A 26,814-nucleotide genomic window follows, 5' to 3' on the forward strand; every position below is an offset into this window, starting at 1 on the left:
GCTGCTTGCACGCGCGCCAGCAGGATCACCGCGGGAATCGCATGCCGCGCCATGTCAGTCCACCAGCCAGGCGGGCCTACGCATAAAGCCAACGTGATAGCAGATCCACTGCAGCACGACCTGGTGCTCGCCGATCTGCAGGATGGTAAAGCTCTTCTCCGTGGCCATCAGATGCCCGCGTGGCGAATCGCCGAGGCACCGGTTCAGCAATGCTCGCGCCTCCTCGATCTGCCCCTCGGATTCCATCTGGTTCGGGTTGCTGCTACCGACGACGATGCGCTTGACGAAGCGAACGTCGGAAAGATCGACCATGGCGTACTCCTTGAAAGATCGTGGCACGCGCGGTGCCACGATCGTTACCCGTCACTTGCGCGTTGACCGGTGCGCCCGTATGCCTTACGGCGGAGTCGGAGTCGGAGTCGGAGTCGGCGCAGTCTTCGCAACCACCGCCGTCTGCAGAATATCCATCACGCGCGACAGGCCTTCGGGCATCCCCGTATCGCGGGCCTGCACGTTGACGTGATACTTCGCCGAGTTATCCGACATACGGGTGTTTTCCTTATGCGAAGCAACCGAACCCTGTACGGAGACTTTCGCGCCGAAACCACCCCAGGACGCATTGAAACTCGCCGTTGCATCCAGCGAACTCTTGTCGGTCGTCGCCGCCTTCACTTCCATGTCGAACGTAATATCCACGTTCTGCACCGCGAGCGTCGGCACCTTCACGATGGAGAGCAGCGGTACATTCATTTCGACGGCTTCATCGACCCAGTTGCCATCCTTATCCTGCACGGGACGGCTGAACTTGAACGAAGAGGTACGCGTGGTCGTCGGCTTGCCATCGGCATCCTGTTCGAAGCCGACCTTGTTGATAAAGTCGGCAGTGGCCTGGGCAAGGCGAACCTGTGCCTCGCATGCGGCCATCAACGGTGCACCCACCAGATCGCCCATGGGCAGGCCGCGGAACTGTTCGGAAATAGTCATAATGTTACTCCTTTACGTATCGACATTGACTCGTAGCGCCTCATGCGCCACGGGGTTCGGCCGGGGTGGGGGAGGGTTAGTCGCCCGGCCTGAACGTCTGGAAGACCCCTTGGGTCATCGCTAAATGGTTGGTGAGGCGTGCAACGCCATCGGTAGGTTCCACACCTTCGACGCGGAGCTTTACGTGTACCGTGTTCTTCGCGCAGTCGGAACGCCTCGCCTCGGTATCCAGTGCAACCGAGCGCTTACGGGCCTTGGAAAGAAAGCCCCAGCGCCCTTGTTCGATATCGGGTATCCCGTCGCCGTCCTTATCCTTATCCTTATCTTCAAAGAAGGCGCCGAGCTCCGCATCGAAGCAGATCTCCACATCCTTGATCCTCAGCGAGGTCGTCGGCACCAGGGGAAGCAACGGTGCCCGATAGAGATCCTCGTCATCATCGCTTGATCCGGATTGCATCGAGGGCATGCGGATCACCACGCTCTTCGGACGGTTGTTTTCATCGAAGTAGTCACTGAGGTGGGCCACCTGGGCTTGCTCAATGCGTGCCTGCGCTTCAACCACGGCGCCGGCCATCGCTTCAATCAGTCCTTCCAGGGGTGTTGCCGTCATGGGGCGAGGCACACGCAGCGAAACATCGTGTTCATCGTCTTGGGCATTCCTTTCTCCTTCGTGGCGCGTGCCTCGCTGTGGCCTTACTATCCTTGTTCATGGTGCTTTCGCGATATAGGCGATGATCTGATATCGGTCTCGCCCGAGCGCCGATCCTTGCTCACCTTCAACACGCATCCAGCGAGATGAGGCCCGTCCGCAAGGCATAGCGCGTGAGGCTCGCGATACCGTCAACATCCAGCTTCGCGAGAATGTGTTCGCGGTGCGTGCCGACGGTCTTCATGCTGATGTGCAGGCGATCCGCGATCTGGCGCGTCGAGTGCCCCTCGGCGTAGAGCTGGGCGACTTCTTTTTCACGTGGCGTAAGAACGGATGTGGGATCGTCGTCCTGACAGAACGCTTCGACAAGCACGTGCGCCAGCTCAGGACTGACGTGGTATCGCGATGAAAGGACCTGATCGATGCCATCGACGAGGTTGGCGACCGTACAACGTTTGAGGACGTAGCCGTGTGCGCCCGCATCGAAGGCGGCGCGCACGCAGGGGCGATCCGCGCTTTCCGAAAGGCATAACATCCGCGTGTGCGGGCAGCGCGAAGCGATGCGCCGCGCCGCCTCGATACCGTTGAGGCCAGGCATGTTGTCGTTGAACACGAGGAGATCCGGCTTGCGGTCGACGCAAAGGCGCAGGCAATCTCGCCCATCCCCAGCCGTCCCCACCACCTCGAATCGCTCCTGGCGTTGTAACAGTGCCGCGAGGCCCTCTCGCATCAATTCCTGCTCATCCGCCAGCACGACTCGGATGGGTCGCGCCGCCCCCTGTGACAGAATGCGGTCCGCATGGTTTCCGCCTACATGGTTCCCTTGCATTTACTTACTCCTGGTTTAGGCACGCGCTTACCGTCGGCGAGAGAACATTCTCACGTCCTTCCGGGAACCTTACGGCCTTTCAAACCAGCGGATAATCAAGTAGTTGCCTTCGTTGGCAACGACCGTCGGCGGCCTGCAGCACGTGTTCGCGTCTTCTCCCTTTCTCATTGGCGACTGGACGGTGCATCCCGACCGCCGGCTGATCGCACGCCGTGGTGAGGTTCAATTGCTGGAGCCGCGACACATGGATGTGCTTTGTGCGCTGGCATCGCGCCGAGGCCAGGTGGTGAGCGTGGAGGAATTACTGGATGCCTGCTGGAACGGCGGATTCTTTGGTGACAACCCCGTGCACAAGGCCATCGCCATCGTGCGTCGGGCGCTTGCAGATGATGCGAAGGCGCCGCGCTACATCGCCACCGTGCGCAAGCGTGGCTACCTCTTGTTCGCTCGGGTCAGGTTGACGCGCCCTATCGAAGACCGCCTTGAGGCGGCTATCCGCCGCTGGGGAGCCTTGCCCGCGTTCCAGCGGCGCATACGCGCACTAGGGCCTGATGATGCCGAAGGTTGGCAGATACTCACGGCAACCCTCTTGCGCGTCGCATCGTCGCTGGTGACCGACGGTGCCCTGCCCCATGCGCTTGGCGCCGTTGACGAAGCGCGTGGATGGCTTGCAGGTCAGGTCGTCCCATCAGGGGACGCGTTGCTTCGTCAGTCGACGAAGAACGCGGCATCTTCGGCGTCGACGTAACCGGTCAGCGCGGTAAGCACGACGCGGCGGGTCTGCGCCAGACGCTGCTCGACCCACGCCTCGAGTTTCGGGTCATTGGGCAGGGCAAACTGCGCGATACGTGCCGGTGTCAGCTTGCGACCGTACGAGAAGCGCCATTTCTCTTCGTGCAGGCACGCAGCCGCGATCACCAGCATCGCCTCGCTCAGTGGCTTGCGCGGCAGGAGTACCAGGCAATCGTCGTTCACCGCGCAGGGCTCGAACTGCACGAACGCTTCGCCGATCGAGCCGGTCTGGGCCACGGTCACGAACGGTGGCTGCATGACCTGGCCGAACTCCAGCCAGCCGTAACAACCGTTGTAGGCTTCGGTCGGTGAGATGACCAGTGTCTCACCATCGGCGATGCCATCGCGGCTGTGCAGTTCCTTCATGCCATAGACGATATCGAACGCCTCGCCAATGGTGCCCGGGCGCGCGGCGTCGGACAGCGCCTTGGCGTTATCCTTCTTCGCCTGCGACATCAGGCTGCGATAGCCCGACATGCGAATTCCCCCCTGGCGGACCTGCTCACGCTGCACGGTCACTTCGCGGGCGTAGCGCGTGTAGAACGAGGCGAGCCGGCGAAGGTGAACGTCGACCGCCTCCTGCACTTCATCGCGACTCGGCGGTGCCGAGTCCACGTAGGCGCCAGCGGCCCATTCACGCTCACCCGACACGTGGCCAAGACCGGAAAAGCCAGGGATCGCACGCTTGTTGACGATGGCATCAACGGCTTGCGGAATGTCGTTCGGCTCCGTCGGCCGCTCCACGCGGATGCCCTTGCGCAGGGTGAGGCCATCGTGATGCAGGCGTACGAATACCGTGGCGATGTTCGGATCGTGCTTGACACCCTTCTCCAGCACGACGACCGAGGTCGTGGCCGATGCGTAGGGCTGAAACAGTTCGTCGGGCAACTGGCACACCGCCAGTAGGCGGTGATGCTTCAGGATCTTCTGCCGCCAGGCGCCCTTGCTCTTTTTTACGATCAGGCTGGTGGGCAGAACCACGGCAACCTTGCCGCGCTGCTTCAGTGCTTCCAGCGCGCGATCGACAAAGTCTTCCGATGGCGTGTCGGAGGCCTTATGCGGGAACGGCGGATTCATGAGGACAACGTCGACGTTGCCCTCGGGGAAATCGGGCGCGGTGAAGCAGTCTTCCTGGTGGATCTGGGTGGCACCATCGCCACGCAGGATCATGTTGGCGACGCATAGCGCGGCGGTGACCGGCTCGGTCTCGAAGCCGTACAACTGCTTGCGAGCCACCTTGACCATCTCGGCGCGGCTCAGGTCATGGGCACGCAGCAGGCGATCCATGGCAGCCACCAGGAAGCCTCCCGTGCCGCAAGCGGGATCCAGCACGTGGTCACGGGGGCCCACCTCGCACACATCGGCCATGAACTGGGCGATATGCCGCGGCGTGAAATACTGGCCGATGGTATTGCCGCCGGTGTAACGGAAAAAGGTTTCGTAAAGCTGGCCAAGGTAGTCGTGCTCGGCGGTGAGCACGCTGACGTTGAGCTTTTCGAGGATGCGGGCGATTTCGACGGCGCGCGTGGCGAGCTTGGTGTTCGCCTCTTCCACATGCAGGCTGCGGCCCAGCGCGGGCTTGCCAGCCTTTTCAAAGGCACGCAGGCATTCCGCGTTGATGTCGGCAAGGATATGGTCCTCGTCGCGGCGGATCCGGCCCTTGGAGCTCGCCAGCGCCAGCATGATCGCGGCGACGACGGCGGGGCGGAATTCATCCTTGATCTTGGCCTCGCGCAGCAGGCGGTTGATCTCTTCGGCACGGCGCGCAAGCACTTCCGGCGGCGGGATCGTCGGGCGCAGTTCCGGGCGGCCGTGCGGGGACGCCACACGCTCCAGGTCGGCACGATTCGGGATCCACGAGACGGGCTTGCCGCTATAGGTGACGATGGACCACTCGCCATCGGCATAGCGCGATACGCGCAGCTCGAAGCTATCGTCCGAGGTGCCAGCCAGACCAATCGCCAGGGGGGCGTAGCCCTTCTGCTTGAAGCGCTCAGCGTAATGCTGTGCCTCGCGCAGGGCCTTGCCGTGTTCGCTGCTGAGTTTCTTGGCCTCGACGACGGCCAGGACTTTCTCGGTGACCTTGTCGACCAGCAAGGCCTCGGGATAACCGCTGCCGCCACCGGTCTTGCTGGCCTGCTTCAGGGCCTTTTCGATCAGCGGGAAGGCGCCGTATTCGTTCTGCAGGAGCACGTCGCCGACCGGGGGCTTCTTCGGGGACCAACCCTGGGCGCTCAGCAGCTCATCGAGCAACTTTTCGCTGCGCCGTTCGGAGATTCCCTTGGTCTTGCTCATCACGACTCCGCTGCCGTCCGCTGAGCGGCAGAAAACAAATACGGTAGGGGGCGGACGTCTCAGGAGGCGAGACAGACCCTTGGGGGCGGCCCAAAGCGGCGTTTGCCGGTACGCTAGGCTAGCATGCTTCAGCTGGCAATGCGTTCAGAAGGCCCCGGCAGGGCCTTCTTTTCCATGCGAAAGTGCGCAACTCCGGCGAGTTGCGAAAGCAAGGGCTTTTCAATCCAGTGGTAGCTGAGAAGCGCCACCAGCATGCCGATGCACACCATCGCCGCGGTGAGCACGACCGGGTTAGCCAGGCCAACCCATCCCAGTCGGACGAACACGGCGGCTACGAACTCGAAGGCAATCAGATGCCAGAGGTAGATGGAGAACGAAGCATCCCCCAGGTACTGGAGGATGCGCGGCATGGTCCAGCGCTCACGCAACTCAAGGGCAACGAAGCCATACAGGAACAGGGCCGCCGGCACCGCCCAGCAAACGACGCGTAACGGGTACGAGCCCGGGTCGCGGGCGACCAGGGACGTACCCACGGCCATCCAGGTGATCGCGACAACCCATAGGGCGCCATGGAACCCGCGGACACCTCGCTCGACCAGCACGCCGACAGCCACGCCGAAGGAGAACTCCAGCAGGATAGGAGCCAGCAGGTAGTTCCACGGCGCCGCCCATGCATGCCAGGCGCTTGCAGCCATGGCGATAGCGAGAATCGCGAACCACGCTGCCAGGCCGAACACCGCCCGCCTGCCGAACAACAAGAGACTCAGCGCGACGACCGCGTAGAAGTAGACCTCGTAGGTTAACGTCCATGCTACGCCGACGATGTAGTTGGGAACGCTGTTAACCAGCGTAAGCAGTTCAGCGATCGGCTTCTCAAGCCCACGCGGTAACGGCGGCGCCCAGCGCATGACCAGGAAGGCAGCGGCGAATGCGATCCAGTACAGCGGGTAAATGCGGATGAAGCGCTTCATCGCAAAGACGTACACCGCCCTTCCCCGGCTCACCTGGCCCAAGCTGGCGATCGAGCGCCGGAGGACGTTGTAGATGATGAAACCCGAAATGACGAAGAAGATGTCGACGCCCGCCGGGCCGATCGCGGTAAAGAACGGCTTGGCCCAGTAGGTGCGCATGGGCCCCAGGTTCCAGAACATGTGGCACGACACCACCATGAGCGCGGCGATGGCACGCATGCCTTGGATATTGCGATAGCTCATGTCCCGGAGGCTCCTCGCCGACAGCGTCGTCGTAGGTGCCTGTCGGCGGGGCATGCGTTGCCAACACCCCCCAAAAAAAACGCCGCCTCGGCGGGGGCGGCGACCAGACCATGGCATCCGGGCGGTTGAGGGGCGACGTTGCCGGAGGCCAAGGTATCCTGGCAACGAGGAATGTAACCCGCGGCCTCCAGCGCACCGCATGTCGGCTGGGCCACATTCCAGTCCGTGCAGGCCCCTGTCGAATCCAGCCAACCCCCTTCCCATGGGCGAGGTCACGCCGTAACAATGCTCACCGTAAGCAGATCGTTGCCGGCGCTCCCCCCTCGCTGGCGTGGTATCGGATCAAGCTGCAAGGATGGTGGTTGCCATGGTGAGTTCGAAGACGCCCCATTACCGCTTCGGCGATTTTGAACTCAACCCGCGTGCGCGCGAACTGAAGCAGAACGGCCAGGTGATCGACCTCACCGCCAGCACTTTCGATTGCCTTGTCTACCTGGTCGAGCATCGCGAGCGCCCGGTCGGTAAGGACGAACTGATCGCGGCAGTGTGGGGCAGCGCCGATGTCAGCGACAACCTGCTGGCCCAGGCTATTGTCCGGATCCGCCGCGTCCTGGGCGAAAACGCCGACGAACGCCGGTACATCAAGACCCTTCCGCGTGTCGGCTACCGCTGGATGATGGAGACCTCCGTCGCATCATCGGAAAGCGCGGACGTCAGCGAACCGGATTCGATCCACCCTGCAAGCACCGAGCCCCTGCCAGCGCACGCGGCACCCTGGCGGAAGTATCGGCGGTGGTTCCTCCCGCTCATCCTCCTTCTCGCCGCCCTGAGCGTGGGTTGGTGGATGGCCACCAGACCGCCATCGGTGGCGCTTGCCCAGGGGACTGTTGCCGTCTTGCCCGCGCAAATCGACGCGACAGATGAGTGGTCGTGGCTGCATCTTGGGCTCATGGAGCTCATCTCGGGTGACCTCCGCGCTGCCAGGGTTCCCGTCGAGGGCAGCCAGACGACCCTGGCGATAGCCAGCGAACCCGGCCATGCCGATGCCCGGTTCTCGTCATATGCACTGGTGATCCGACCCGAGGCGATCGCTTCTGGAAACCTGTGGCACGTGCGACTGGAAGCCACTACCGCCAAGGGCACGGTCCTGCATGCCGAGGCATCGTCAGACAACGTGTTGAAAGCCGCGCATTCCGCAACCGCCTTCCTCATGGCGCAGATCGGTGCGGCGGGAACGAGTACGGGCAAGTCGGCTGATTCCAACGAGCAATACCTGATCCGCATGGAGGCGGCGTCAGCGGCGGGCTCCATGAATGTGCTGCGCGAGTTGATCGACAAGGCACCTGCCGACCTGCAGACGAGTCTCGAGTTTTCGTTTACGAAAGCGACCTTCTATTGCGACCAGGGTGAGTACGCGCCCTGTAAGCAGGGGCTCGCTAACCTGCTGGCACGTTTGCCGGAGGAAACCTACCCGACACTACGCGGCCGGGCGCTGGCCGCGCAGTGGTACGTCTACTTCCGCGAACACAACCTCGATGGTGGTGTGGCTGCGCTGACCGACGCGATCCGGCTTCTCCAGAAACAGGACAACACCGGCTACCTCGCGCACGCGTATGCCCAGCGCGGCGAGCTCCTCCGCTCCCAGAACAAGCTCGACGAAGCTGAATCCGATTTTGGACTGGCCAGGATCAACTACGCACTTGCCGGATCCACCGGAGGCGCGCTCGGTATTGATGGCTCATTAGCCGAGCTCGACATGCAGCGGGGACATTTCCTGCAGGCGCTGCCGACGATCAAACGCGCTTACGCCGAGTATTCACGTCTGGGGATGCGGCAATACCTCCCGGACCTCCTGCCCGAGTGGGTCATCTCGCAAAAGATGTTGCTACAGCACGCCGATGCACTGGCCACCACCGAACTCTACTGGCCGCTTGACCAGAAGCACTGGGAGTTCGTCGAAAAAGTGACCGGCCATATCCTGATGTTCCAGCGCGCTGAAGCACTGGCTGGCGTCGGCCGCACCACCGAAGCGAGCAAGCTCCAGGAGCAGTTGCTTGCGCAGATCAAAGCCGATCCCAACGGCGAACCGGGGCTGGAAGGTACTGTCTACGTTGCGTTGGCGAGACTTGCCGCCGCACGCGGCGAAACAACCAGCGCACGGTCGTGGATCGAACAGGCCTTCACGGGCGCATTGCTGGACGCGAACGACAACGACCACGATCATGCAAAAGCATGGCTGGTCAAGCTCGCGATCCTGCAACAGGCGAAGGATCCTTCCGCCGTCCGCAAGACCGCTGACGGCATGCAGGCATGGGCATCACGCCTGCCGTACCGGGACGACTGGCTCGATATCCAGCTGCTTCAGGCTCAAGCCATCGGTGCCCAGGCGGCGGGCCAACAGGAACAGGCCCTTGCCGACCTGAAAGCCGCCATGAACAAGGCCAACCATTTTGCCGTGCCCGAGATCATCGCTGAAGTGGGGCTCGCCTACACCCTGGCCCTTCTGGATAGCGGAAAAGTGAGCGAGGCCACCGCGGTAAGCGGCCAGCTCTCCACCTGGGAGGACCTCGATTGGCGGGCCGCCTGGGCGCAGGCCAGCGTCTATCGCGCGATGGGGCGCATGGATGCCTGGACGCAGTACCAGCGCAAGGCACGTGACCTCGCCGGAGACCGCGCGCTCCCGATGGATGGCGTCAACACCACCCGCTGACGACCGGCCTCAACTGACAGTTAAACGACCCGGCCGCCCATGTCCGGCGGGACGCTGTCCCTCCATCATGGCTTCCGCGAAGCGCTGTGCAGGCACTTCGTTCGTCACGTGCACCCGCACGTCACCCAGGTCACGCGAGTTCACTTGCTCATTTTCACCACGACATGAACGACGACGTTGCAGCCAGCGAAGCGCGGATGCCCCATGAACCCTCGCCGCGTGCGATCTGTGAGTATGCGCTCGCAAAGTTGTGCGCCGGCAACACGGGTATAGCCTTCGCCCTCATCACCACCAGGGATGCGCGCGTCGTCAGCTACCGTGCCCACGCAAGCATCGATGCCGGCCGGCTTGCCGCCATGACGTCGTCGATACTCGCTGTCTGTGAATCGCTCTCAAATGAATTCGATGGCGGCGGCTGTCATTCGGTAGCGCTGAGCATGCGCGAATACACCTGCGTGATCGCGCGCATTCCCGCGGCCCAACACTCCATTTCATTGGCCATTGGTGTGAGGGGCGATGTCCTCCTCGCCCATGCGCGACGCATGACGCTGGACCTTGCAGACCGCATCGCCGCATCACTTGACGCGCTTGCCATCGAGCGGGCCGCCGGCTCGCCTGCGCCTGCCACCTGATTAAGACCCACCGGGAAAATCCATGAACAGTTTTTCGCTCGATCCGCTCAAAAACCTCGACGGATACACCGCAAGCGCGCTGGTCGATTCCGATAGCGGCATGTTGATGGCCGGGCAGAGCCAGGGCGCTATCGACCTCGATCTCGCGGCTGCAGGCAACGCCGAAGTGCTCCGCGCAAAACGCCGCGTCGCCGAGGCACTTCATGTGGCGGGCGGCATCGAAGATATCCTCATCACGCTGGAGGATCAGTACCACCTGATTCGTCCACTGGAGACGAACAAGAACGTATTTCTTTACGTCATCCTGGATCGAAGCCGTTCGAACCTCGCCATGGCCAGGCACCACCTCAAGGCGTTCGAAAAAACGCTCGACTTCTCCTGAGGGGACCTTCCGGGTAACGCCGAGGACGTTTCATGCAAGTACATATAGATGTCGCCGGTGTACCCAGCGAACTCGAGATGCGAATTTCGCTGGCGTGCAGGCTTCTTGCCGCGTACCAGGTTCAGGTAGACATGCAAGCATGGAACGGACGCCTCTGCGACGTGGTTATCGTGGACATGCAAAGCGAACCCGGAAGGGTTGCCTATGAAGTCGCATCGCGCCGATCCCTGCCGATACTTCGCTTTGGCATCGAAGAGCCTGCGCAGGCGACACCCGGCATGTTCCAGTTGGACCGGCATGCACCCGTAGCAGCCGTCGTCCGGGCGCTACGGGAGATGCTGCTTCCATCCGCGGCGACCGAAGAGGAAGCCGTTAGTGGGTTCCTGGGCGTTTGCCTGCGCGAAACAGGTTGCACCTCGGACTTGCAGGTGAATCATGGCCAGGTTTCCGTGATGCTCCGTCCGGCCGCCGGGCGAATCCATGCGCGCTCGGTAAGCGACTTGCTCGCCGTGGAAGCCTGGCTGTTGAACCCTGGCTGGTTCTCAACGCTGGCATCCGAACCCAACTGGGAGGACGCGGGCTGGCATGTTTCACGCAGCCTCGATGGCTTTCTCTTGATCGCGTGCCGTCGCTTCCATGGCCGGCTCCCGATCCTGGAGCATCGGGCGTTCAAACTGGACCGCTGGCCCGACCTGGGCAGCATGCCGGAGGATATGGATTCCCTTCGCCTGGCGGCGCTACTCCATCGCTCTGCCTGGACCGTGCGCGACCTGGCCCAACATGCGGATATCGATATCGCCTGGGTGAATGCCTTTTGCTGGGCGACGCTGGCCTGTGGTGCCTTGTCGGTCGTAGAGCCCGTGGTCCTGGCTGCGTCGCCGCGCCAGACGCATGCGCAGGCACCGGGCATGCTCCAACGGATTGCCCGCCACTTTGGAATGAGGTTCGGCCATGGTCCCTTTCGCGTCTGACGACTCCCTGAAGCTGCTCTTCGCCGGCCCGGTAGGAGCCGGCAAGACCACAGCGATCCGTGCGATCGCGGATACACCACCGATCTCAACCGACGTGCCGTGGAGCGATGCCGATGGCGGCGGCAAGACCACGACCACCGTGGCCTTCGATTACTGCAGCATCCGCCTGGATGACGAAGAAACCCTGCACCTCTACGGCCTGCCCGGGCAAGATCAGTTCGACTTCATGAGCACGGTCATCGGGCCTGGCGCGATCGGCGTCATCCTGCTTCTGGATGGGTCATCGCCGGCGGTGGCAGACGAGGGCAGCCACCAGATCCGCCGCCTTGGAAAGCTCTTCCCGGGTCTCCTGGTGGTGATCGGTGTGACCCGGACCGAACACTCGCCGCACTTTTCGTTCGGCGAACTCCACCGGGCCGTCGTGGGGAGCGGTGGCGCCACCCCCCCCATCTTCACCATCGACCCAAGGAATCGAAGCGAGGTCATCCAGCTTGTCCGAGCGCTCTTGATGCTGGTGAGTTGAGCCGGCCCCGCCGCGTACGGCCCGACGTGCTGGCGCGCTCGAGCCGACCCGAGAGGCGCGCGCGGTATTGGCTAGGTGATTCACCGGTCCAGCGCCGGAACGCGCGGGTCAGGTTGGCGGCATCGGAATACCCGCGGCGCATCGCGATTTCATCGATCGTCATGCTGGTGTTCAACACATCACGCAGGACCTCGCTCTTTCGCGCATCGTCCGTGAGCTGGCGAAAATTCATGCCCAGGCTGTGCAACTTGCGCTTCAGCGTGCGGCTGGACATGTACAGGGCGCGAGCTACCGCCTCGATACCGGGGTAAGCGCCGTCCGCCAAGGGCATCAGGCCCTTGATCCGAACCACCAGGCTGTCGCCCTGGCCCGCCTTTGCCCGGTCCCTTTCACACTGCGCCGTGGCCAGCCGCAGGGCGGCTGAGTTGGCGGTGCGGATGGGCGCGTCCAGATAAGTGGTGGGGATACGTACCAGGCACATCCGGGTGCCATAGCGGACCGTGCCCAGGCGCTCCTGATAGGCAGCGTAGTAGGCCGGTTCATCTTCCTCAAACCAGGTCTCGATACCCGGCATGGCCTCCCCGGTCAATTGTGAGCCGAGGCGGGCCGTCATCGTGGCAAGCCGATCCCGGCTGCACTGCCGCACCGGCGCACCGGGGTAGAGATCCTGGATATGCAGCTCGAGGTAGTCCTCCCGGGCTTGAGCCACGCACCTGAAGCCTGACGTTCGCAGGTCCTGGTATTTGACCCACAGCGCCAGCGCCTCACCGAACGTACCGCTAGTCATAAGGCCGAAACCCAGCACGCCGTGCCAGGTCAACGTGCCGTTGAGACCGAGTTCAAAGCCAATCCCGGGATCCTCCGCCAACCGGGCGGCGTTGGCCAATAGCGCCCCGTCCTGTTGTGTCGTTAGCCGAAAATTGTCTTCCAGCTGCGCCGGCTCGATACCGGTGCCCGCCAGTAAGTCGTTTAAACGAAATCCTCGCCGCTCCATCAACTGGAGAAGCCCCACGGCGTACTCGGCCGAGACATCGGCCCTGAACCAGTCACTCATGTCGATCACCTTCCGCATAACCCGGCGACTGCTCCACAGGAATTGCGAAGCCTGCTCGCCGTCGGGCAGGCGGATGCTTCGCCTGGCAAAGCCTGAGTGCATGCGTTTTCCCTACGCGAGGTATTAGGGAATTATTTTTTCCATATCAACCATGGGCATACGGGGCATACGGATCCGGCATCAGGCCGCCCCAGCACGCCCCGTGATGGTCGATATTGGCCTTTCGGGCAGGATTTCTGGCCCATCCAGAACTCTCGGGACGGCGGCCGAGGAGGCAGACTGTTTTGACCAGGTCGTCGCAGGATGTTGTTGGTACTGCTCACCGACAGGCTGACGTCTGGTCGCCGCCCCTCCGCATGGGCGGCGTTTTTATTTCGTACAGCCCCGGCCCAGGCACCGCGCCGACACGGGGTGCGCAGCCATCCGGACGTTGGGTAACGGGGACAACATGGGCATTCTCTCGGGCTTCTCAAACCTGAAGATCGGCGTGCGCCTGGCGCTTGGGTTTGGCGTCCTGATCGCGCTATTGATCGGGCTGACCATCACCGGCGTGCACCGGGTGCGCCATATCAACCAGAGCCTGCACACCATTGGCGATATCAATAGCGTAAAGCTGCGCTACGCCATTAACTTTCGCGGTAGTGTGCACGACCGCGCGATCGCCTTGCGCGATGTCATCCTGGAACCCCGCCCCGAGCTCGTTCAGGTTCAGATCGAGCGAATCCATAAGTTCGCCGCGAGCTACCGCGAGTCTGCCGGTCCGCTGGATGCGATGTTGGTCCAGGCTGACGCGAGTGCCGATGAGAAGTCGGCGCTAGCCGGGATCAAGGAGGTCGAATCCCGGGCCACGCCCCTGACCGCACAGGTCATCGAGCTGCGCCTGGCCAACCGGAACGAAGAAGCCCATAAATTGTTGCTTGAGCGAGCAGCGCCGGTCTATGTGGAATGGCTGGGCAGCATCAATCGCCTGATCGACATGGAAGAAGCAAAGAACAAGATCGAGTCGGCCGATGCCCGCCAGGTGGCGCAGGGCTTCACCCTGTTGATGGTGATCTTGTCCACCCTGGCCATCGTGCTTGCCGGCCTGATCGGCTGGGTCATCACGCGCAGCATCGTGATTCCGATCCGCCAGGCATCCCAAGCCGCCAAAACCATGGCGACGGGCGACCTGACGGTATCGATCGACGCCCGGCATCGAGACGAAACGGGCGAGCTGCTGCGGGCTTTGACCGAACTACGCGACAACCTGGCGGGCGTACTCATCCGTGTCCGCCACGGCGCCGATAACGTGGACGCGGCCAGTGGCCAGATCGCCCAGGGCAACCATGACTTGTCGAATCGCACGGGAATCCAGGCCAGCGCGCTGGAAGAAACCGCTGCCTCGATGGAAGAGCTGAACGCCACGGTCAGTCAGAACGCCGATAACGCCCGCCAGGCCAACCAGCTCGCGATGGATGCTTCCCACGTGGCCGAGCAAGGCGGTGATGCCGTCAACCAGGTCGTCCGGACCATGAACGACATCAACGAAAGCTCGCAGAAGATCGCGGAGATCGTTGGTGTCATCGATGGGATCGCTTTCCAGACCAATATCCTCGCCTTGAACGCGGCGGTGGAGGCGGCTCGCGCCGGCGAACAGGGCCGAGGCTTCGCCGTGGTGGCCAGTGAGGTGCGTAATCTGGCCGGGCTTTCGGCGAATGCCGCCAGACAGGTCAAGGCGCTGATTTCGGCAAGTGTGGAGCGCGTCGAGCAAGGCACGATCCTGGCCGACAAGGCCGGCACCACCATGAGCGATGTGCTGGACGCCATCCGCCGCGTGGCCGGCATCATGGGTGAAATCAGTTCCGCCAGCCGCGAACAGTCGCAAGGCGTGGCCCAGGTGAGCGAGGCTGTTACGCATATGGACCAGACAACGCAGCAGAATGCAACGCTGGTGGAGCAAATGGCCGCCTCTGCCAGCAGCATGAAGAGCCAGGCGCAGGATCTCGTCCATGCAGTGAGCCTGTTCAAGCTGGGCGGCCACTAGCGTCGCCGCCCGCAGGATCACAACACAGGCTTACCCCAGCGATATTGCGCAATCAGCCAGACCTTCCGCTCGTCGACCTCGTGAGCGGAAGCCCGATAGTCGCCGTATTGGGCCTCAAGCGAAAAGCCCATACCAACATCGACCCGCACGCCGGCATCCAGTTCATTTCCCAGGACGGGACCTCCTTGCGCCGACATGAAGTGGCGATAGGTCACCTGCCAGTCTACGGCCCGTGCCCAGGACGTTGTCCCGAACAGGCCGACGTATCGCTCTTGCAGGCCCCGGCGCGGGATTCGGAAGGCAACCACCCAGCCATTGAACGCACGCGCAGCACCGTAAGCCACGTTGAAAGCTGTGGTGCCATCGCCACCGAGCCGTTCCTCACCGGCTTTGATGGCCACCTGTTTCGATCCATAGGTCATCTCGAGCAAGTGATAAGGCAGGTCAAAGCGTGCCGGGTTGTTTTCGTAGTTGTATTGGCGAGCCAGCTCCGTCGTCCAGCCCAGCGCCCCGCTCCCCAACGGCGTACTCCCCTTCCAGCGCACACCCATCGTCCGCACGGAGTTGCTCGCAAGCGTATCGTTGCGAACGAAGTAGCCATAGGTCGTCAACGTTCCAACGGCTAGCGCCTGGTCGAAGTGCAGGAGATGCGCATTGAGCACCCATCGCCGTTGATTGCGGTCGAAGAAGTCGTCGCCCACGGTGCGGTTGACCTGCCCGAGCCAGTCATAGCGCAGCTCACCACCCTGCCAGGGTCGCCAGGTAACGCTCACACCATCAAACGACTGCGGGTATTGGCGCCAGCCGTTATTGCTGAAGAAGCGGCCATCATCCAGGCGCACGTACTGACGCCCCACGCGAAGCTCGAAGCCATCCTGCGTGTAACCGAGCCACGCACTGGTCACACCCGATGCCTTCGGATCGGCCTCCACAGGGTAACGGCTATGACGTCCCGAGCCATCGTCGTACTGCCGACCGAACAAGGAAGTGACCTGGGTGCCCTCCGCGTACGCTTTCCACCGGTCTCCGAAAGCCCAAAGGTAACCGAACTGGAGGCGTACCGTGTTCGCATGCCCTGCCATCGGCCTCGCATCTGTCGCCAGGTTGCTGTAGCGGTAGCGCAATTCCAGGAAGGGTGCGCTTTCACTATCTACGTCACTTGCACACACGGACAGGGCCATAGCACCCGCTACGACGCCAGCCATCGCCCTCGAGGTTTTCCCGACCATGATCCGACCTCTTCTCCACGAAAAACGCAGGCTGCATCGCTGCAACCTGCGTCGGCTTGAATGCATTATCGAAGGCGTACAGCACCTTCATCTTGCCCTCTGGTGGCGAGCATTCTTCCAGCAATTGCGAATCCGGGCAGGTCCCTGGCATCACGACATTCGGTCATTTCGGGCCTTGTTTCCAGCGCCCGAAGCGGTGATCAGAGGGCGGCATGTGTGATGGATGTCATGTGGGCGATGGCGTGGCCCAGCCGGACCGACGGCTGGCCCGTAGTGACCATGTTGCGTTCAGGGCGAGCACGATAATCCGGCGACCCTACAAGATGGATTCCCCGCATGCGCCTGCCTGTATCTGTAAATACATTGCGAGTACTAATGACCCTTGTCGTGGTCCTCGGCGCCTGCGATGCCACCATGGCGACCGACATCACCTCCGCCGATACGCCAGCCTCTACCCAAACGCCCACCGCGCAATTCATCCACCCGGGTGTGATGCATACAGCCGACGACCTCGCGCGAATCAAGGCGCACCTTGCGCAACAGCCATGGGCCGATGGATACCTCGCTCTGAAGAACGATCACTACTCCTCGCTTACCTACCAGACCCGAGGCGGCCACTGTGCCAAAGTCGTGCGCGATACCCCCGCCCAATGCATCAATGAGTTCAACGACGACGCTAACGCGGCTTACCAGCAGGCGCTCATGTGGGCCCTTAGTGATGACCCGCGCTATGCGTCGAAGGCCATCGCCATTCTTCATGCCTGGTCGAGCACGCTGACGTCCATCGAAGGTCACGATGCACCGCTGGCCGCCGGGTTGAACGGGTTCAAGTTCGCCGCCGCGGCGGAGCTTCTTCGCTATACCGATGCGGGCTGGTCAGCACCGGACATCGCGGCCACCGAAACGATGTTCCGCCAGGTTTTCTATCCGGTGATCAAGGATTTCGCGCCCTACGCGAACGGCAACTGGGACTCCAGCTGCATGAAGGCCATGATGGCCATGGGCGTATTCACCAACGACTGGGGTCTGTTCAACCGTTCGCTCGATTACTACTACAACGGTCCGTCCGACGGTGCCCTGACAAACTACGTGATCAATACGTTCGGCGAAACCCAGGAGAGCGGGCGTGACCAGGCTCACACGCAGCTGGGCATTGGCAACCTCGCCGAGGTCGCCGAAGTGGCATGGGCGCAAGGGTTCGACCTCTATGCGGCGCACGACAATCGCCTGCTCGCAGGTTTCGAATACGTCGCTTCGTACAACCTGGGCAACGAGGTGCAGTTCGTGCCCACGGTTGATACCACGGGCAAGTATCGCCATAACGCCATTTCCGACCTGCAGCGTGGGGCCTTCCGTCCGATCTACGCAATGGCATACAACCACTACGCCCGGCGCAAGGATCTATCCGCTCCGTATACACAACAGGTAGCGGCTAAGTTGCAGCCGGAAGGGCGCACGCCATATGCCGACAACACAGGATTCGGCACACTGCTGTTTACCCAGGACGCCATCCATGTGCTGGATCCAAGGGGCACCGGCGCTGCGCCGACCGGGTTTGCGGTGTGTTCCAACGAAGGCGGAACCTGCCAGGTGACCGAAGGCACGGGCCTGGTGGCCTACGGGGCGCGCGGCGTCTGGCATTACAAGAACGTGGGCCTCGGCGGATCGGTCAGCTGTTCGAATGCCACGTTCAGCGATCCCCTGGTGGGCGTCGCGAAGACGTGTTCGGTTCAGCAATGACGAAATGTGCCGACATCACGCTTTCCATCCACGGGATGTAGCGTGAGACGCGAACGGCATACACGATCACGCCGTAGAGACCCTCCACGAACGGGCGACTCGGGTTCCATGCTTTCCAGAAGGGATGGTCAGGTGGATACCTGCTCCAGGACGCGAGGCCGATGAGTTGCTTTGATTTACCCTCCCCGCTGAGGAGGGGACCACCGCTGTCACCGCTCCCCGTGATGCCTTCCAGCGGCAGCGCGGAGGGTGGCGGGTCGAATCGATACCAGACATAGCGCTCGTCGGCACCCGCGATCACATTGAAGGCACGGCGCAAGACGGTGCGATGCTTGCTGGAAGGATCCTGGCCTTTGACACCATCGCCCGTGGCCCCCTTGCCCAGAAGTTCTGCCGTCATCCCGACTTCCTGATTCCCGTGATAGAGCGGCATGGGCGCTACGTCGGTGACGGGCGATACCAGTTCAATCAGCGCGATATCGTTGGATGACGCGAGAAATGCCGAGAGCTTGGATAAATCCCCGGATGCCAAAGCCTCTGTGATCAGCTGGTCGGGCAGTTTCTTGTAGCCGGGGTAGATCACGACACGTTTGACCTTGCGCGCCACACCGCCGATCACCACGTCGTCTTCCATGCCTTGCATTTGCATGGGTGCCGCGTGAGCCGCGGTGACAACCCACTGAGGCGCAATCAGGACGCCATGCCCTTCACCGGGCAGGTCTGCCAGCGCGGGAAATGCCGAAGGCTCAACTCGATACCTGGCGTCATCGACGTCAGCGCGGGTGACAACCGCGCCTGCAGTAAACGACATGGCCAACAAGCAAAAAGCAAAAGTCCATTTCATGGATTTATCCTCGTCGTGGCCCAGCATCCCATGCGGGCGCTGACTCGGACAAGCGCCCAAGTAGAGTGTCCAACGGTCCGGAACCCTATCACCTCACCTTCGGTGCCCAGCCCGGCCACCCAGTCGAACTTTGCCTCGCCGCATCGACAGACATTTGGGAACTCTAACCCGTTGATTAGTGTCAAGGTCCAAGCGTATCGAATGGATGCGTCTTCCCGGGGATGGCAATGAAGAAGCGAGCATGTCAGGCATTTGCTCTTATCGCTGGAACATTTATTGTTCCGTATGCCATGGGAGCACCATCAAACGCGCAGCACGAAAGTCAAGATGTGGCCGCGCTACACACACTATGGAATAACTACCAGCAGGCCATCGCAAAGAAGGACGCCGCGGCATTACTCGGGATGTATGTCAGTGAAGAGGCTCCCATCCTAGGTGGGTTCGCACCCAAGTCGTACGCTGTCGTAAGCGCAGCCAACAAGCAACCTGTACCCCGCTCTCTTCCCACCACAGCAAAGCAAGATGTAGCCGGCGAAATCCGAATGCCGCCGGATCAGACGGAAAACCTCGACATTCACTCTGACGGTGAAGTGGGATCAGTCTCATGGGACTACAAAGCCAAGGTAGGTCATGGCCGGATCATCTGGGCAACCATTCACACAAATGACGGTTGGAAAATTGCCTCCGTCGTCTATTCGATAAATGTCCCCGCCGCGGACAGCGCCGGATCCTGAAAAGCAAAAGGCCCCGCTTTCGCGAGGCCTTTTACCAATTTGGCTGGGAGACTAGGATTCGAACCTAGATAAACGGAGTCAGAGTCCGTTGTCCTACCGTTAGACGATCTCCCAAGAAACCTGTCGACGCGCTCTGACCTTGGAGCGTCGAGTAGAAGCGGATTAGCGCTTCGAGAACTGGGTGGCGCGGCGGGCCTTGTGGAGACCGACCTTCTTACGCTCGACTTCGCGGGCGTCGCGGGTCATGAAACCAGCCTTGCGCAGCGGCGACTTCAGCGCTTCGTCGTATTCGACGAGGGCGCGGGCGATGCCGAGGCGGATGGCGCCGGCCTGGCCGGTGATACCGCCACCAGCGACCGTGACCATAATGTCGAACTTCTCGGTGTTCTCGGTCAGCTCAAGCGGCTGACGGACGATCATGCGCGAGGTTTCGCGACCGAAGAAGATGTCGAGCGGCTTGCCGTTGACGACAATGCCGCCAGTGCCCTTGCGGAGGAACACGCGAGCTGCCGAGGTCTTGCGGCGACCGGTACCGTAATTCTGCTGGATAGCCATGGCGTTTCCTTAGATGTCCAGCTGCTGCGGCTGCTGGGCGGTGTGCGGGTGCTCGGCACCGCCGTACACCTTGAGCTTGCGGTACATGGCGCGACCCAGCGGGTTCTTCGGCAGCATGCCCTTGACGGCGATCTCGATCACGCGCTCCGGGTGCGAAGCCAGCAGATCCTTGAGACTCGTGGTCTTCAGGTTGCCGACGTAGCCGGTGAAGCGGTGGTACATCTTGTCGTCCAGCTTCGCACCGGTGACAGCCACCTTTTCGGCGTTGATCACGACGATGTAATCGCCGGTATCGACGTGCGGGGTGAACTCGGGCTTGTGCTTGCCGCGGAGACGGCGCGCGACCTCGGTCGACAGACGACCCAGGGTCTTGTTCGTGGCGTCAATCACGAACCAATCGCGCTTGACGCTCTCCGGCTTGGCGCTGAACGTTTTCATTTCGAAAATACCTGGTTTGCCGCCCAACAAGGGGACGGAACACGGAATCGGTGAAAGCAAAGACGCGAGAGAATATCGATTTATCCTGCATCGCGCAAGCCCACCGTTCGGTGAGCTTCGGGCCGACAATCATAGCATGATGACGCCGCCTTTACACAAGTGATGCCGCTGGCCGGGTCCGCTTGCCGCGACAAGCAGCCGCAGCACGATCACCCCGCCGGGGCACCCGCCCATTGTAACGTGTACGGGTCCCCACGTTCAAAGGAGCCCCCCGTGTCCGTTCGCAGCCTGACCCCGTTCGACCGCCTGCTCGCCGGGCTGGAGCGCGCCATGGAGGCGGTGGCGGGCTCGCCCGAGGCCCAGCGCCGCTCACCGGGCGACCGCGTGCCGGATGCACCGCTTAATGACGCCGAGCGCCGCCACGCGGCCGGCCTGATGCGGATCAATCACGTGGGCGAGGTGTGCGCGCAGGCGCTTTATATGGGCCAGGCCGCCCTGGCCCGTACCGATGAGACCCGCCAGCACCTGCTGCATGCGGCCCAGGAGGAAACCGACCACCTGGCCTGGTGCGCCGAGCGGCTGAAGCAGCTCGATAGCCGGCCCAGCCTGCTGAATCCGGTCTGGTACGCCGGCAGCTATGCCATCGGCGTGGCCGCCGCGGCCGTGGGGGACCCGATCAGCCTGGGATTCGTGGTGGAGACCGAGCGGCAGGTGGAGGCGCACCTCGCCGAGCATCTGGAGCGGCTGCCGGCCCAGGATGACCGGTCGCGGGCCATTCTGAGCCAGATGCAGAAGGATGAGGTCCGGCATGCCGATGCCGCGCAGGCGCGCGGGGGTATCGACCTGCCCTTCCCGATTCCGGGGCTGATGCATGCGGCTTCGGCGGTGATGAAGGCCGTGGCGTATCGGATCTGAGGTGATCGGGGGCTCGCGCGCAAGCGCGCTCCTTCAAGGGACCTGCGCAGCCTTTGTAGGAGCGCGCTTGCGCGCGAGCCCTGCCGCGACAAGGCCGCAAAGAAAAAGCCCCGCTTTCGCGGGGCTTTTTGTTACATCAGGTTGCGGCCGTGGAAGAGCTCTTCGATTTCCCGACGGAGCAGCGACTCGATGCGCTGGCGCTCCTTGAACGAGAGATCGTCGGCCTGGGCCTCGAACAGGTAGGTATCGAGGTCGAAGTCCTTGATGTGCATCTTCGTGTGGAAGATGTTTTCCTGGTACACGTTCACGTCGAACATCTCGTACTTCTGGCGGATGTGCTTCGCCAGGTAGTCCTGCACCGAGTTGATCTTGTGGTCGATGAAGTGCTTCTTGCCCTTCACATCGCGGGTGAAACCACGCACACGGTAATCGGCGATGACGATATCCGACTCGAAGCTGTCAATCAGGTAGTTCAGGGCTTTCAGCGGCGAAATAACGCCGCAGGTAGCGACATCGATATCTGCGCGGAACGTGGCGATACCGTTGTGCGGATGCGTTTCCGGGTAGGTATGGACGGTGATGTGGCTCTTGTCCATGTGCGCGACCACGGCACCGGAAATGGTGTCGCGACCCAGCTTCTCGACCACCGGCTCCTCGGAAATGAGGATCGTGACCGACGCACCCTGCGGGTCGTAGTCCTGGCGCGCGATGTTCAGGATGTTCGCGCCGATGATCTCGGCCACGTCCGTCAGGATCTGGGTCAGGCGGTCGGCGTCGTACTGCTCATCGATGTATTCGATGTAGTTCTGGCGCTGCTGTTCCGACACGGCATAGCAGATATCGTAAATATTGAAGCTCAGCGCCTTGGTGAGGTTGTTGAAACCCTGAAGGCGAAGGCGGGGAAGCGGTTTGACCACAGCGACTCTCCGAGGCCGGTAGATGACGGCCAGCAGCAGACACGGGTTAGCAGCAAGGGTCCCCGCAACAAAGGAATGGGTGAGCAACGAACAGACGATCAGTCTGCCCCTCGTTTATGAACGGCCAGAGACAAGGGGTGGCCGCCGAGGGGGTAAAATTATGGGGCAAACTGGCGAGGATTTGAACAACTGGGCACGGATCGTCATTTATGGTGGATTTTGCCCACCCTTTGTCTGCAATAATCCCGGCGGGGACATGGCGAGTCAGCGACGCCTGACGGAAAACCGTCGGCAGCCTGCTGATGGGGGGCGCCATGCCATAGAAGCTCAACGGAATCAGCTGTGGCTCAACTCAAATATCTGCTGCAACAGGCGTTCGAACGGTCGCAAGCTCCGCTGAGCTTCGCGCCCGACCCCGCCGCCATGGGCCGTTTCCTGGACGCATGCCACCGGCGGCGCTATCCGGGTAAAACCGCCATCATCCGTCCGGGCGACCCCGCCAACACCCTCTATTACGTGGTGGAGGGCTCGCTGGCCGTATGCACGGAGGATGAAGAAGGCCGTGAGCTGATCCTGGCCTACATCAACCGTGGCCAGTTCATCGGCGAAATGGGGCTGTTCGTGGAGCAGGCACAGCGTGAATCGCTGGTGCGCACCCGCACCGCGGTGGAAATGGCAGAAATCAGCTATGAGCGCCTGTTCCAGCTGCTTGAAGGCCCGCTGGCGGCCGAATGCCCGAAGCTACTCTTCGCGATCGGCTCCCAACTTACCCACCGGCTCCTGCGCACCTCGCGCCAGGTCAGCCGCATGGCCTTCATGGACGTGACCAACCGGGTCTCGCGCACCCTGCTGGACCTGTGCCAGGAACCGGACGCCATGACCCACCCGGATGGCACGCAGATCCGCATTTCCCGTCAGGAGGTGAGCCGGATCGTGGGCTGCTCCCGTGAAATGGTCGGCCGCGTGCTCAAGCAGCTCGAGGAAGAGCGGATGATCGACGTGTCCGGCAAGACCATCGTGGTCCGCGGAACACGCTGACCGCCGCGCCGAAGGGGCCGGCACCCAAGGTGCCAGCCCCTCTGTCCTGCCCGGCCTTCCAGGCGCATAGGATCCTCAGTACTTCAACCTGAGCTCGGGCGCATGATCCTGGTTCGCCTCGAAGAGATCCTGGAACTCCTCCTCAGTCAGCTCATCCGGGGCATAGACGGCCACCGGATCCCATGCGTGGTCGGTCGGCCGCGGCTGGCGCGGCCCGCCGCGCAATGAATAGACGAGGCCTTCGCGATCGAGCAGATCGGGCGCATCGGTCACGTGCTCCGTCCAGACATGGCCAGGCGCGGCAAGGAAGACAGCGAGAATCATGGCCTACTCCGTAACGTCGGCAGCAAAGGCTTCCGCAAGGAAGCGGGCGAGTTGCGCTTTGTGCTGGGTGGGCAGGCCCACTGCCGGCGAGGCCGACGCGGCACGCCCCACGTAGCGTAAACCCGCGCCGGCACCGATGGCTTGCTGGGTTTCCAGCAACAGCGGCGCGATATAGCTCCACGCCCCCATATTCTTCGATTCCTCCTGCACCCACATCCATTCCGCGGCCGGGAACCGCGCCATCACCTGGCGAACCTCGTCCTCAGGGAACGGATAGAGCTCTTCCAGACGGAGCAGGTACACGTCGTTCCGACCGAGCTTTTCACGCTCATCCAGCAAGTCGTAATACACCTTGCCCGAGCACAGGATCACCCGGTTGATATCACCATCCGGCAGGAGCGCGACCGTCGTCCGCCCAGGCATCTCTGCGTCGTCGCGAAGGACGGGCTGGAATGACGTGCCTGGGCCAAGTTCCTCGAATGTCGACTTTGCCCGGCGGTGGCGAAGCAGGCTTTTCGGCGTCATCAGGATCAGCGGCTTGCGGAAGTCGCGGCGAACCTGGCGGCGAAGGATATGGAAGTAGTTCGCTGGCGTGGTGCAGTTCGCGATCTGCCAGTTGTCTTCCGCCGAGCTCTGCAGGAAGCGCTCAAGGCGCGCCGAGGAGTGCTCGGGGCCCTGGCCGTCGAGCCCATGGGGCAACAGGCAGACCAGCCCCGACATGCGCAGCCACTTGCGCTCACCGGATGACAGGAACTGATCGAAAACCACCTGTGCACCGTTAGCGAAATCACCAAACTGCGCCTCCCACAGGACCAACGCGTGCGGCTCGGCCAGGGTGTAACCGTACTCAAAGGCCAGGACCGCCTCCTCCGAGAGCAATGAGTTCACCACCTCGAACGACGCGCGCCCGGTCGCGATGCCTGCCATGGGTACGTGACGCATACCCGTCTCCTGATCGATCAGCACCGCGTGGCGTTGCGAGAACGTGCCGCGCTCGGTGTCCTGGCCGGTCATGCGAATACGCATGCCTTCACCGACCAGCGAGCCGAGCGCCAGCGCCTCGGCGGTCGACCAGTCGATACCCGCGCCTTCCGCGAGCGCCTTCTTGCGTGTGTCGAGGAAGCGCTGCACGGTCGGATGCGCGCGGAAGCCTTCGGGGAGCGTCGTCAGCGCGTCGCCCAATGCGGAGAGCGCCACAGGATCCATGCCGGTTTCGCTGCCCTCGTCGTTGCGCAACGCACTCAACCCTTCCCAACGACCGTCGAGCCAATCGGCCTTGTGCGGACGGTACGACACGCTGGCGTCGAACTCCGTGTCGAGGTAGGCCACCCACGCCACCTTCATCGCCTCGAGCTCGTCCGGCGTCACCAGCCCTTCCGCCTGCAGGCGTTCCGCATAGACCTCGAGCGTGGAGGGGTGCTGGCGGATCGCCTTGTACATCAGTGGCTGGGTGAAGGCCGGCTCGTCGCCCTCGTTATGACCATAAAAGCGGAAGCAGAACATGTCGATCACGACAGGCTTGCCAAACACCTGGCGGTATTCGAGCGCAAGACGCGAGACGGCGATCACCGCTTCCGGGTCGTCGCCATTCACGTGGAAGATGGGCGCATCGACCATCTTCGCGAGATCGGATGGGTAGGGCGATGAGCGCGAATACGCAGGATCCGCGGTGAAGCCGATCTGGTTGTTGACGATGAAGTGCACCGAACCGCCGGTGCGATATCCCTTGAGGCCAGAGAGCGCAAGGCTTTCAGCGACCACGCCCTGCCCCGCAAACGCCGCATCGCCGTGGATGAGCAACGGCAACACGCTGGAGCGATCGATCACGTCGCCGCTGAAGTCCTGTTTCGCGCGCGCCTTGCCCAACACCACGGGATCCACGATCTCCAGATGCGATGGATTCGCTGTCAACGAGAGGTGTACCGCGCGGCCATCGAACTCCCGATCCGCCGATGCGCCAAGGTGGTACTTCACGTCCCCCGAGCCTTCCACCTCATCCGGGATGAACGAGCCGCCCTTGAACTCGTGGAAGATGGCGCGGTGCGGTTTGCGCAGGACCTGGCTGAGCACGTTGAGGCGGCCCCGGTGCGGCATGCCCAGCACCACGTCGGTGACACCATGCTGCGCGGCCCGCTGAATGATGGCCTCAAGGGCCGGGATCGTCGCTTCGGCACCATCAAGCCCGAAACGGGTCGTACCGACGAACTTCTTGTCCAGGTAGCGCTCGTAGCCTTTCACCTCGACCAGCATGCGCAGTACCTGCCGCTTTTCGTCCGCACCCAGGGTGCCGAGCGGTGCGCCACCCTCAATGCGCGCCTGCAGCCACTGACGTTGCGCGGGATCAGCGATATGCATGGTCTCGTAGCCGATGGTGCCGCAGTAGCGTTCGCGCAGCGCATCCTGCAGCGCACGCAGCGTCATGCGCTCCTGGCCGAACACACCACCTACGAATATCGTGCGATCCAGATCGGCATCGGTGAACCCATGGCCCTGGTGGTCAAGCTCCTGTCGATCCTGGCCGGTCGTTAACCCCAGCGGATCGAGCCGGGCATGGAAGTGACCCCGCGTTCGATACGCATTGACAAGCGCCCGTGCTCGCACGGTATCGCGCAGTGACAGCGGATCGGCGGCAGGGGCCGTGTGACTGACCATGGTCGCTGCGAGCGCCGCGGGCGGTGGCCGGGTCGCCAGATGGCCCAAGGCGTGCCGCCACTCCTCGGGGAGCGTGGAAGGATCGGTGTCGTACTGGTCGGCCAGCAGCTCGATGTACGGAGCGCTATTGGTATTCAGGAACGACGTATCGGCAAAGAAAGCAAGGAGCTCGGTGGGACGTGGGAGGGCATTCACGAGGCACATCCTGACGGAGGAGCAAGGGCTGAAGGGGTGGCCGCGGCGGACCACAGCCGGGCCAGACCCAGGGGAGACAGGCCTGTTCACTCACAGTGAGGTAGACAGGTCTGTATGTCAAGAGGCGACCTATCACCGACTGGCACTGCCTGATCGTAGCGCCGCTCAGCTAACC

At 62.4% G+C, this 26,814-nt stretch carries 25 protein-coding genes and 1 tRNA gene; 11 read left to right on the top strand and 15 right to left on the bottom strand.

Annotated features, from left to right (window positions below; translation table 11 throughout):
- Positions 1-54: 54 nt before the first annotated feature.
- The 4 genes from VGN46_RS12665 to VGN46_RS12680 all read right to left on the bottom strand — a co-directional run bounded on the left by VGN46_RS12665 (position 55) and on the right by VGN46_RS12680 (position 2,462).
- Complete coding sequence (locus VGN46_RS12665) at positions 55-312, bottom strand: hypothetical protein (RefSeq protein WP_331644071.1); 258 nt, start codon at positions 310-312, stop codon at positions 55-57.
- An 84-nt stretch (positions 313-396) separates the two neighbouring features.
- Positions 397-984, bottom strand: a complete 588-nt coding sequence (locus tag VGN46_RS12670; RefSeq protein WP_331644072.1) for a DUF2589 domain-containing protein — start codon at positions 982-984, stop codon at positions 397-399.
- A 76-nt stretch (positions 985-1,060) separates the two neighbouring features.
- A complete protein-coding gene (locus tag VGN46_RS12675; RefSeq protein WP_331644073.1) occupies positions 1,061-1,594 on the bottom strand; it encodes a DUF2589 domain-containing protein in 534 nt (177 codons plus the stop codon).
- Positions 1,595-1,760: 166 nt separating this feature from the next.
- Positions 1,761-2,462 carry a response regulator transcription factor gene (locus VGN46_RS12680; protein ID WP_331644074.1) on the bottom strand — a complete coding sequence of 234 codons (702 nt, stop codon included), beginning with the start codon at positions 2,460-2,462 and terminating at the stop codon, positions 1,761-1,763.
- 112 nt (positions 2,463-2,574) lie between these two features.
- Here VGN46_RS12680 and VGN46_RS20360 point away from each other — a divergent pair, with 112 nt between their 5' ends.
- Positions 2,575-3,210, top strand: coding sequence for a winged helix-turn-helix domain-containing protein (locus VGN46_RS20360; RefSeq protein ID WP_414675255.1), 636 nt, complete (start codon positions 2,575-2,577; stop codon positions 3,208-3,210).
- Here VGN46_RS20360 and VGN46_RS12690 read toward each other — a convergent pair.
- Both VGN46_RS12690 and VGN46_RS12695 read right to left on the bottom strand, forming a co-directional pair.
- The gene (locus VGN46_RS12690) at positions 3,171-5,549 is read right to left on the bottom strand and encodes an HsdM family class I SAM-dependent methyltransferase (protein WP_331644075.1); all 2,379 of its coding nucleotides are present in this window, start codon (positions 5,547-5,549) and stop codon (positions 3,171-3,173) included. The two genes, VGN46_RS20360 and VGN46_RS12690, sit on opposite strands and share 40 nt — an antisense overlap.
- A 128-nt stretch (positions 5,550-5,677) precedes the next feature.
- Positions 5,678-6,763 carry an acyltransferase gene (locus VGN46_RS12695; protein WP_331644076.1) on the bottom strand — a complete coding sequence of 362 codons (1,086 nt, stop codon included), beginning with the start codon at positions 6,761-6,763 and terminating at the stop codon, positions 5,678-5,680.
- Between the two features lie 367 nt (positions 6,764-7,130).
- On the opposite strand from VGN46_RS12695, the gene VGN46_RS12700 reads away from it, so the two are divergent.
- The 5 genes from VGN46_RS12700 (at position 7,131) to VGN46_RS12720 (ending at position 11,981) form a co-directional block, all read left to right on the top strand.
- Complete coding sequence (locus VGN46_RS12700) at positions 7,131-9,473, top strand: transcriptional regulator (protein ID WP_331644077.1); 2,343 nt, start codon at positions 7,131-7,133, stop codon at positions 9,471-9,473.
- A gap of 197 nt (positions 9,474-9,670) precedes the next feature.
- On the top strand, positions 9,671-10,105 hold the full coding sequence (locus tag VGN46_RS12705) for a roadblock/LC7 domain-containing protein (protein WP_331644078.1): 435 nt from the start codon (positions 9,671-9,673) through the stop codon (positions 10,103-10,105).
- A 22-nt stretch (positions 10,106-10,127) separates the two neighbouring features.
- Positions 10,128-10,487, top strand: coding sequence for a roadblock/LC7 domain-containing protein (locus tag VGN46_RS12710; protein WP_331644079.1), 360 nt, complete (start codon positions 10,128-10,130; stop codon positions 10,485-10,487).
- A 32-nt stretch (positions 10,488-10,519) separates the two neighbouring features.
- Entirely contained in the window at positions 10,520-11,458 is a 939-nt protein-coding gene (locus VGN46_RS12715; protein WP_331644080.1) for a hypothetical protein, read from the top strand.
- The gene (locus VGN46_RS12720) at positions 11,439-11,981 is read left to right on the top strand and encodes a GTPase (protein WP_331644081.1); all 543 of its coding nucleotides are present in this window, start codon (positions 11,439-11,441) and stop codon (positions 11,979-11,981) included. The genes VGN46_RS12715 and VGN46_RS12720 overlap by 20 nt, the downstream gene beginning before the upstream one ends.
- Here the strand turns inward: VGN46_RS12720 and VGN46_RS12725 are convergent.
- Positions 11,941-13,137: an AraC family transcriptional regulator gene (locus VGN46_RS12725; RefSeq protein WP_331644082.1), complete on the bottom strand. Its 1,197-nt coding sequence runs from the start codon at positions 13,135-13,137 to the stop codon at positions 11,941-11,943. The genes VGN46_RS12720 and VGN46_RS12725 overlap by 41 nt on opposite strands.
- A 346-nt stretch (positions 13,138-13,483) precedes the next feature.
- Here VGN46_RS12725 and VGN46_RS20365 point away from each other — a divergent pair, with 346 nt between their 5' ends.
- Positions 13,484-15,058 (top strand): methyl-accepting chemotaxis protein, encoded by a 1,575-nt coding sequence (locus tag VGN46_RS20365; protein ID WP_414675256.1) that lies wholly within the window; start codon positions 13,484-13,486, stop codon positions 15,056-15,058.
- 17 nt (positions 15,059-15,075) lie between these two features.
- Here VGN46_RS20365 and VGN46_RS12740 read toward each other — a convergent pair whose 3' ends face one another.
- On the bottom strand, positions 15,076-16,263 hold the full coding sequence (locus tag VGN46_RS12740) for an alginate export family protein (protein WP_331644083.1): 1,188 nt from the start codon (positions 16,261-16,263) through the stop codon (positions 15,076-15,078).
- Between the two features lie 399 nt (positions 16,264-16,662).
- On the opposite strand from VGN46_RS12740, the gene VGN46_RS12745 reads away from it, so the two are divergent.
- A complete protein-coding gene (locus VGN46_RS12745; RefSeq protein ID WP_331644084.1) occupies positions 16,663-18,027 on the top strand; it encodes an alginate lyase family protein in 1,365 nt (454 codons plus the stop codon).
- Here the strand turns inward: VGN46_RS12745 and VGN46_RS12750 are convergent.
- A complete protein-coding gene (locus tag VGN46_RS12750) occupies positions 17,978-18,871 on the bottom strand; it encodes a S1 family peptidase (protein WP_331644085.1) in 894 nt (297 codons plus the stop codon). The genes VGN46_RS12745 and VGN46_RS12750 overlap by 50 nt on opposite strands.
- A 221-nt stretch (positions 18,872-19,092) precedes the next feature.
- Here VGN46_RS12750 and VGN46_RS12755 point away from each other — a divergent pair, with 221 nt between their 5' ends.
- Complete coding sequence (locus VGN46_RS12755; protein WP_331644086.1) at positions 19,093-19,605, top strand: hypothetical protein; 513 nt, start codon at positions 19,093-19,095, stop codon at positions 19,603-19,605.
- A gap of 40 nt (positions 19,606-19,645) precedes the next feature.
- On the opposite strand, the gene VGN46_RS12760 is transcribed toward VGN46_RS12755, so the two are convergent.
- From VGN46_RS12760 to rplM, 3 genes are all read right to left on the bottom strand, one after another.
- Positions 19,646-19,719: transfer RNA gene (locus VGN46_RS12760), tRNA-Gln, on the bottom strand.
- 48 nt (positions 19,720-19,767) lie between these two features.
- Positions 19,768-20,160 carry a 30S ribosomal protein S9 gene (gene rpsI / locus VGN46_RS12765; protein WP_331644087.1) on the bottom strand — a complete coding sequence of 131 codons (393 nt, stop codon included), beginning with the start codon at positions 20,158-20,160 and terminating at the stop codon, positions 19,768-19,770.
- A 9-nt stretch (positions 20,161-20,169) separates the two neighbouring features.
- Positions 20,170-20,598, bottom strand: coding sequence for a 50S ribosomal protein L13 (gene rplM / locus VGN46_RS12770; RefSeq protein ID WP_331644088.1), 429 nt, complete (start codon positions 20,596-20,598; stop codon positions 20,170-20,172).
- Between the two features lie 273 nt (positions 20,599-20,871).
- Between rplM and coq7 the strand changes: the two genes are divergently transcribed.
- On the top strand, positions 20,872-21,513 hold the full coding sequence (gene coq7 / locus VGN46_RS12775; RefSeq protein WP_331644089.1) for a 2-polyprenyl-3-methyl-6-methoxy-1,4-benzoquinone monooxygenase: 642 nt from the start codon (positions 20,872-20,874) through the stop codon (positions 21,511-21,513).
- 131 nt (positions 21,514-21,644) lie between these two features.
- Here coq7 and speD read toward each other — a convergent pair whose 3' ends face one another.
- Positions 21,645-22,430: an adenosylmethionine decarboxylase gene (speD, locus tag VGN46_RS12780; RefSeq protein WP_036109987.1), complete on the bottom strand. Its 786-nt coding sequence runs from the start codon at positions 22,428-22,430 to the stop codon at positions 21,645-21,647.
- Between the two features lie 342 nt (positions 22,431-22,772).
- Here speD and crp point away from each other — a divergent pair, with 342 nt between their 5' ends.
- On the top strand, positions 22,773-23,468 hold the full coding sequence (gene crp / locus VGN46_RS12785; RefSeq protein WP_331644090.1) for a cAMP-activated global transcriptional regulator CRP: 696 nt from the start codon (positions 22,773-22,775) through the stop codon (positions 23,466-23,468).
- A gap of 75 nt (positions 23,469-23,543) precedes the next feature.
- Here crp and VGN46_RS12790 read toward each other — a convergent pair whose 3' ends face one another.
- Positions 23,544-23,792: a hypothetical protein gene (locus VGN46_RS12790; protein WP_331644091.1), complete on the bottom strand. Its 249-nt coding sequence runs from the start codon at positions 23,790-23,792 to the stop codon at positions 23,544-23,546.
- Between the two features lie 3 nt (positions 23,793-23,795).
- Positions 23,796-26,639 (bottom strand): 2-oxoglutarate dehydrogenase E1 component, encoded by a 2,844-nt coding sequence (locus VGN46_RS12795; RefSeq protein ID WP_331644092.1) that lies wholly within the window; start codon positions 26,637-26,639, stop codon positions 23,796-23,798.
- Positions 26,640-26,814 lie beyond the last annotated feature (175 nt).

The organism is Luteibacter sp., assembly GCF_036500425.1.
Lineage (GTDB): Bacteria > Pseudomonadota > Gammaproteobacteria > Xanthomonadales > Rhodanobacteraceae > Luteibacter.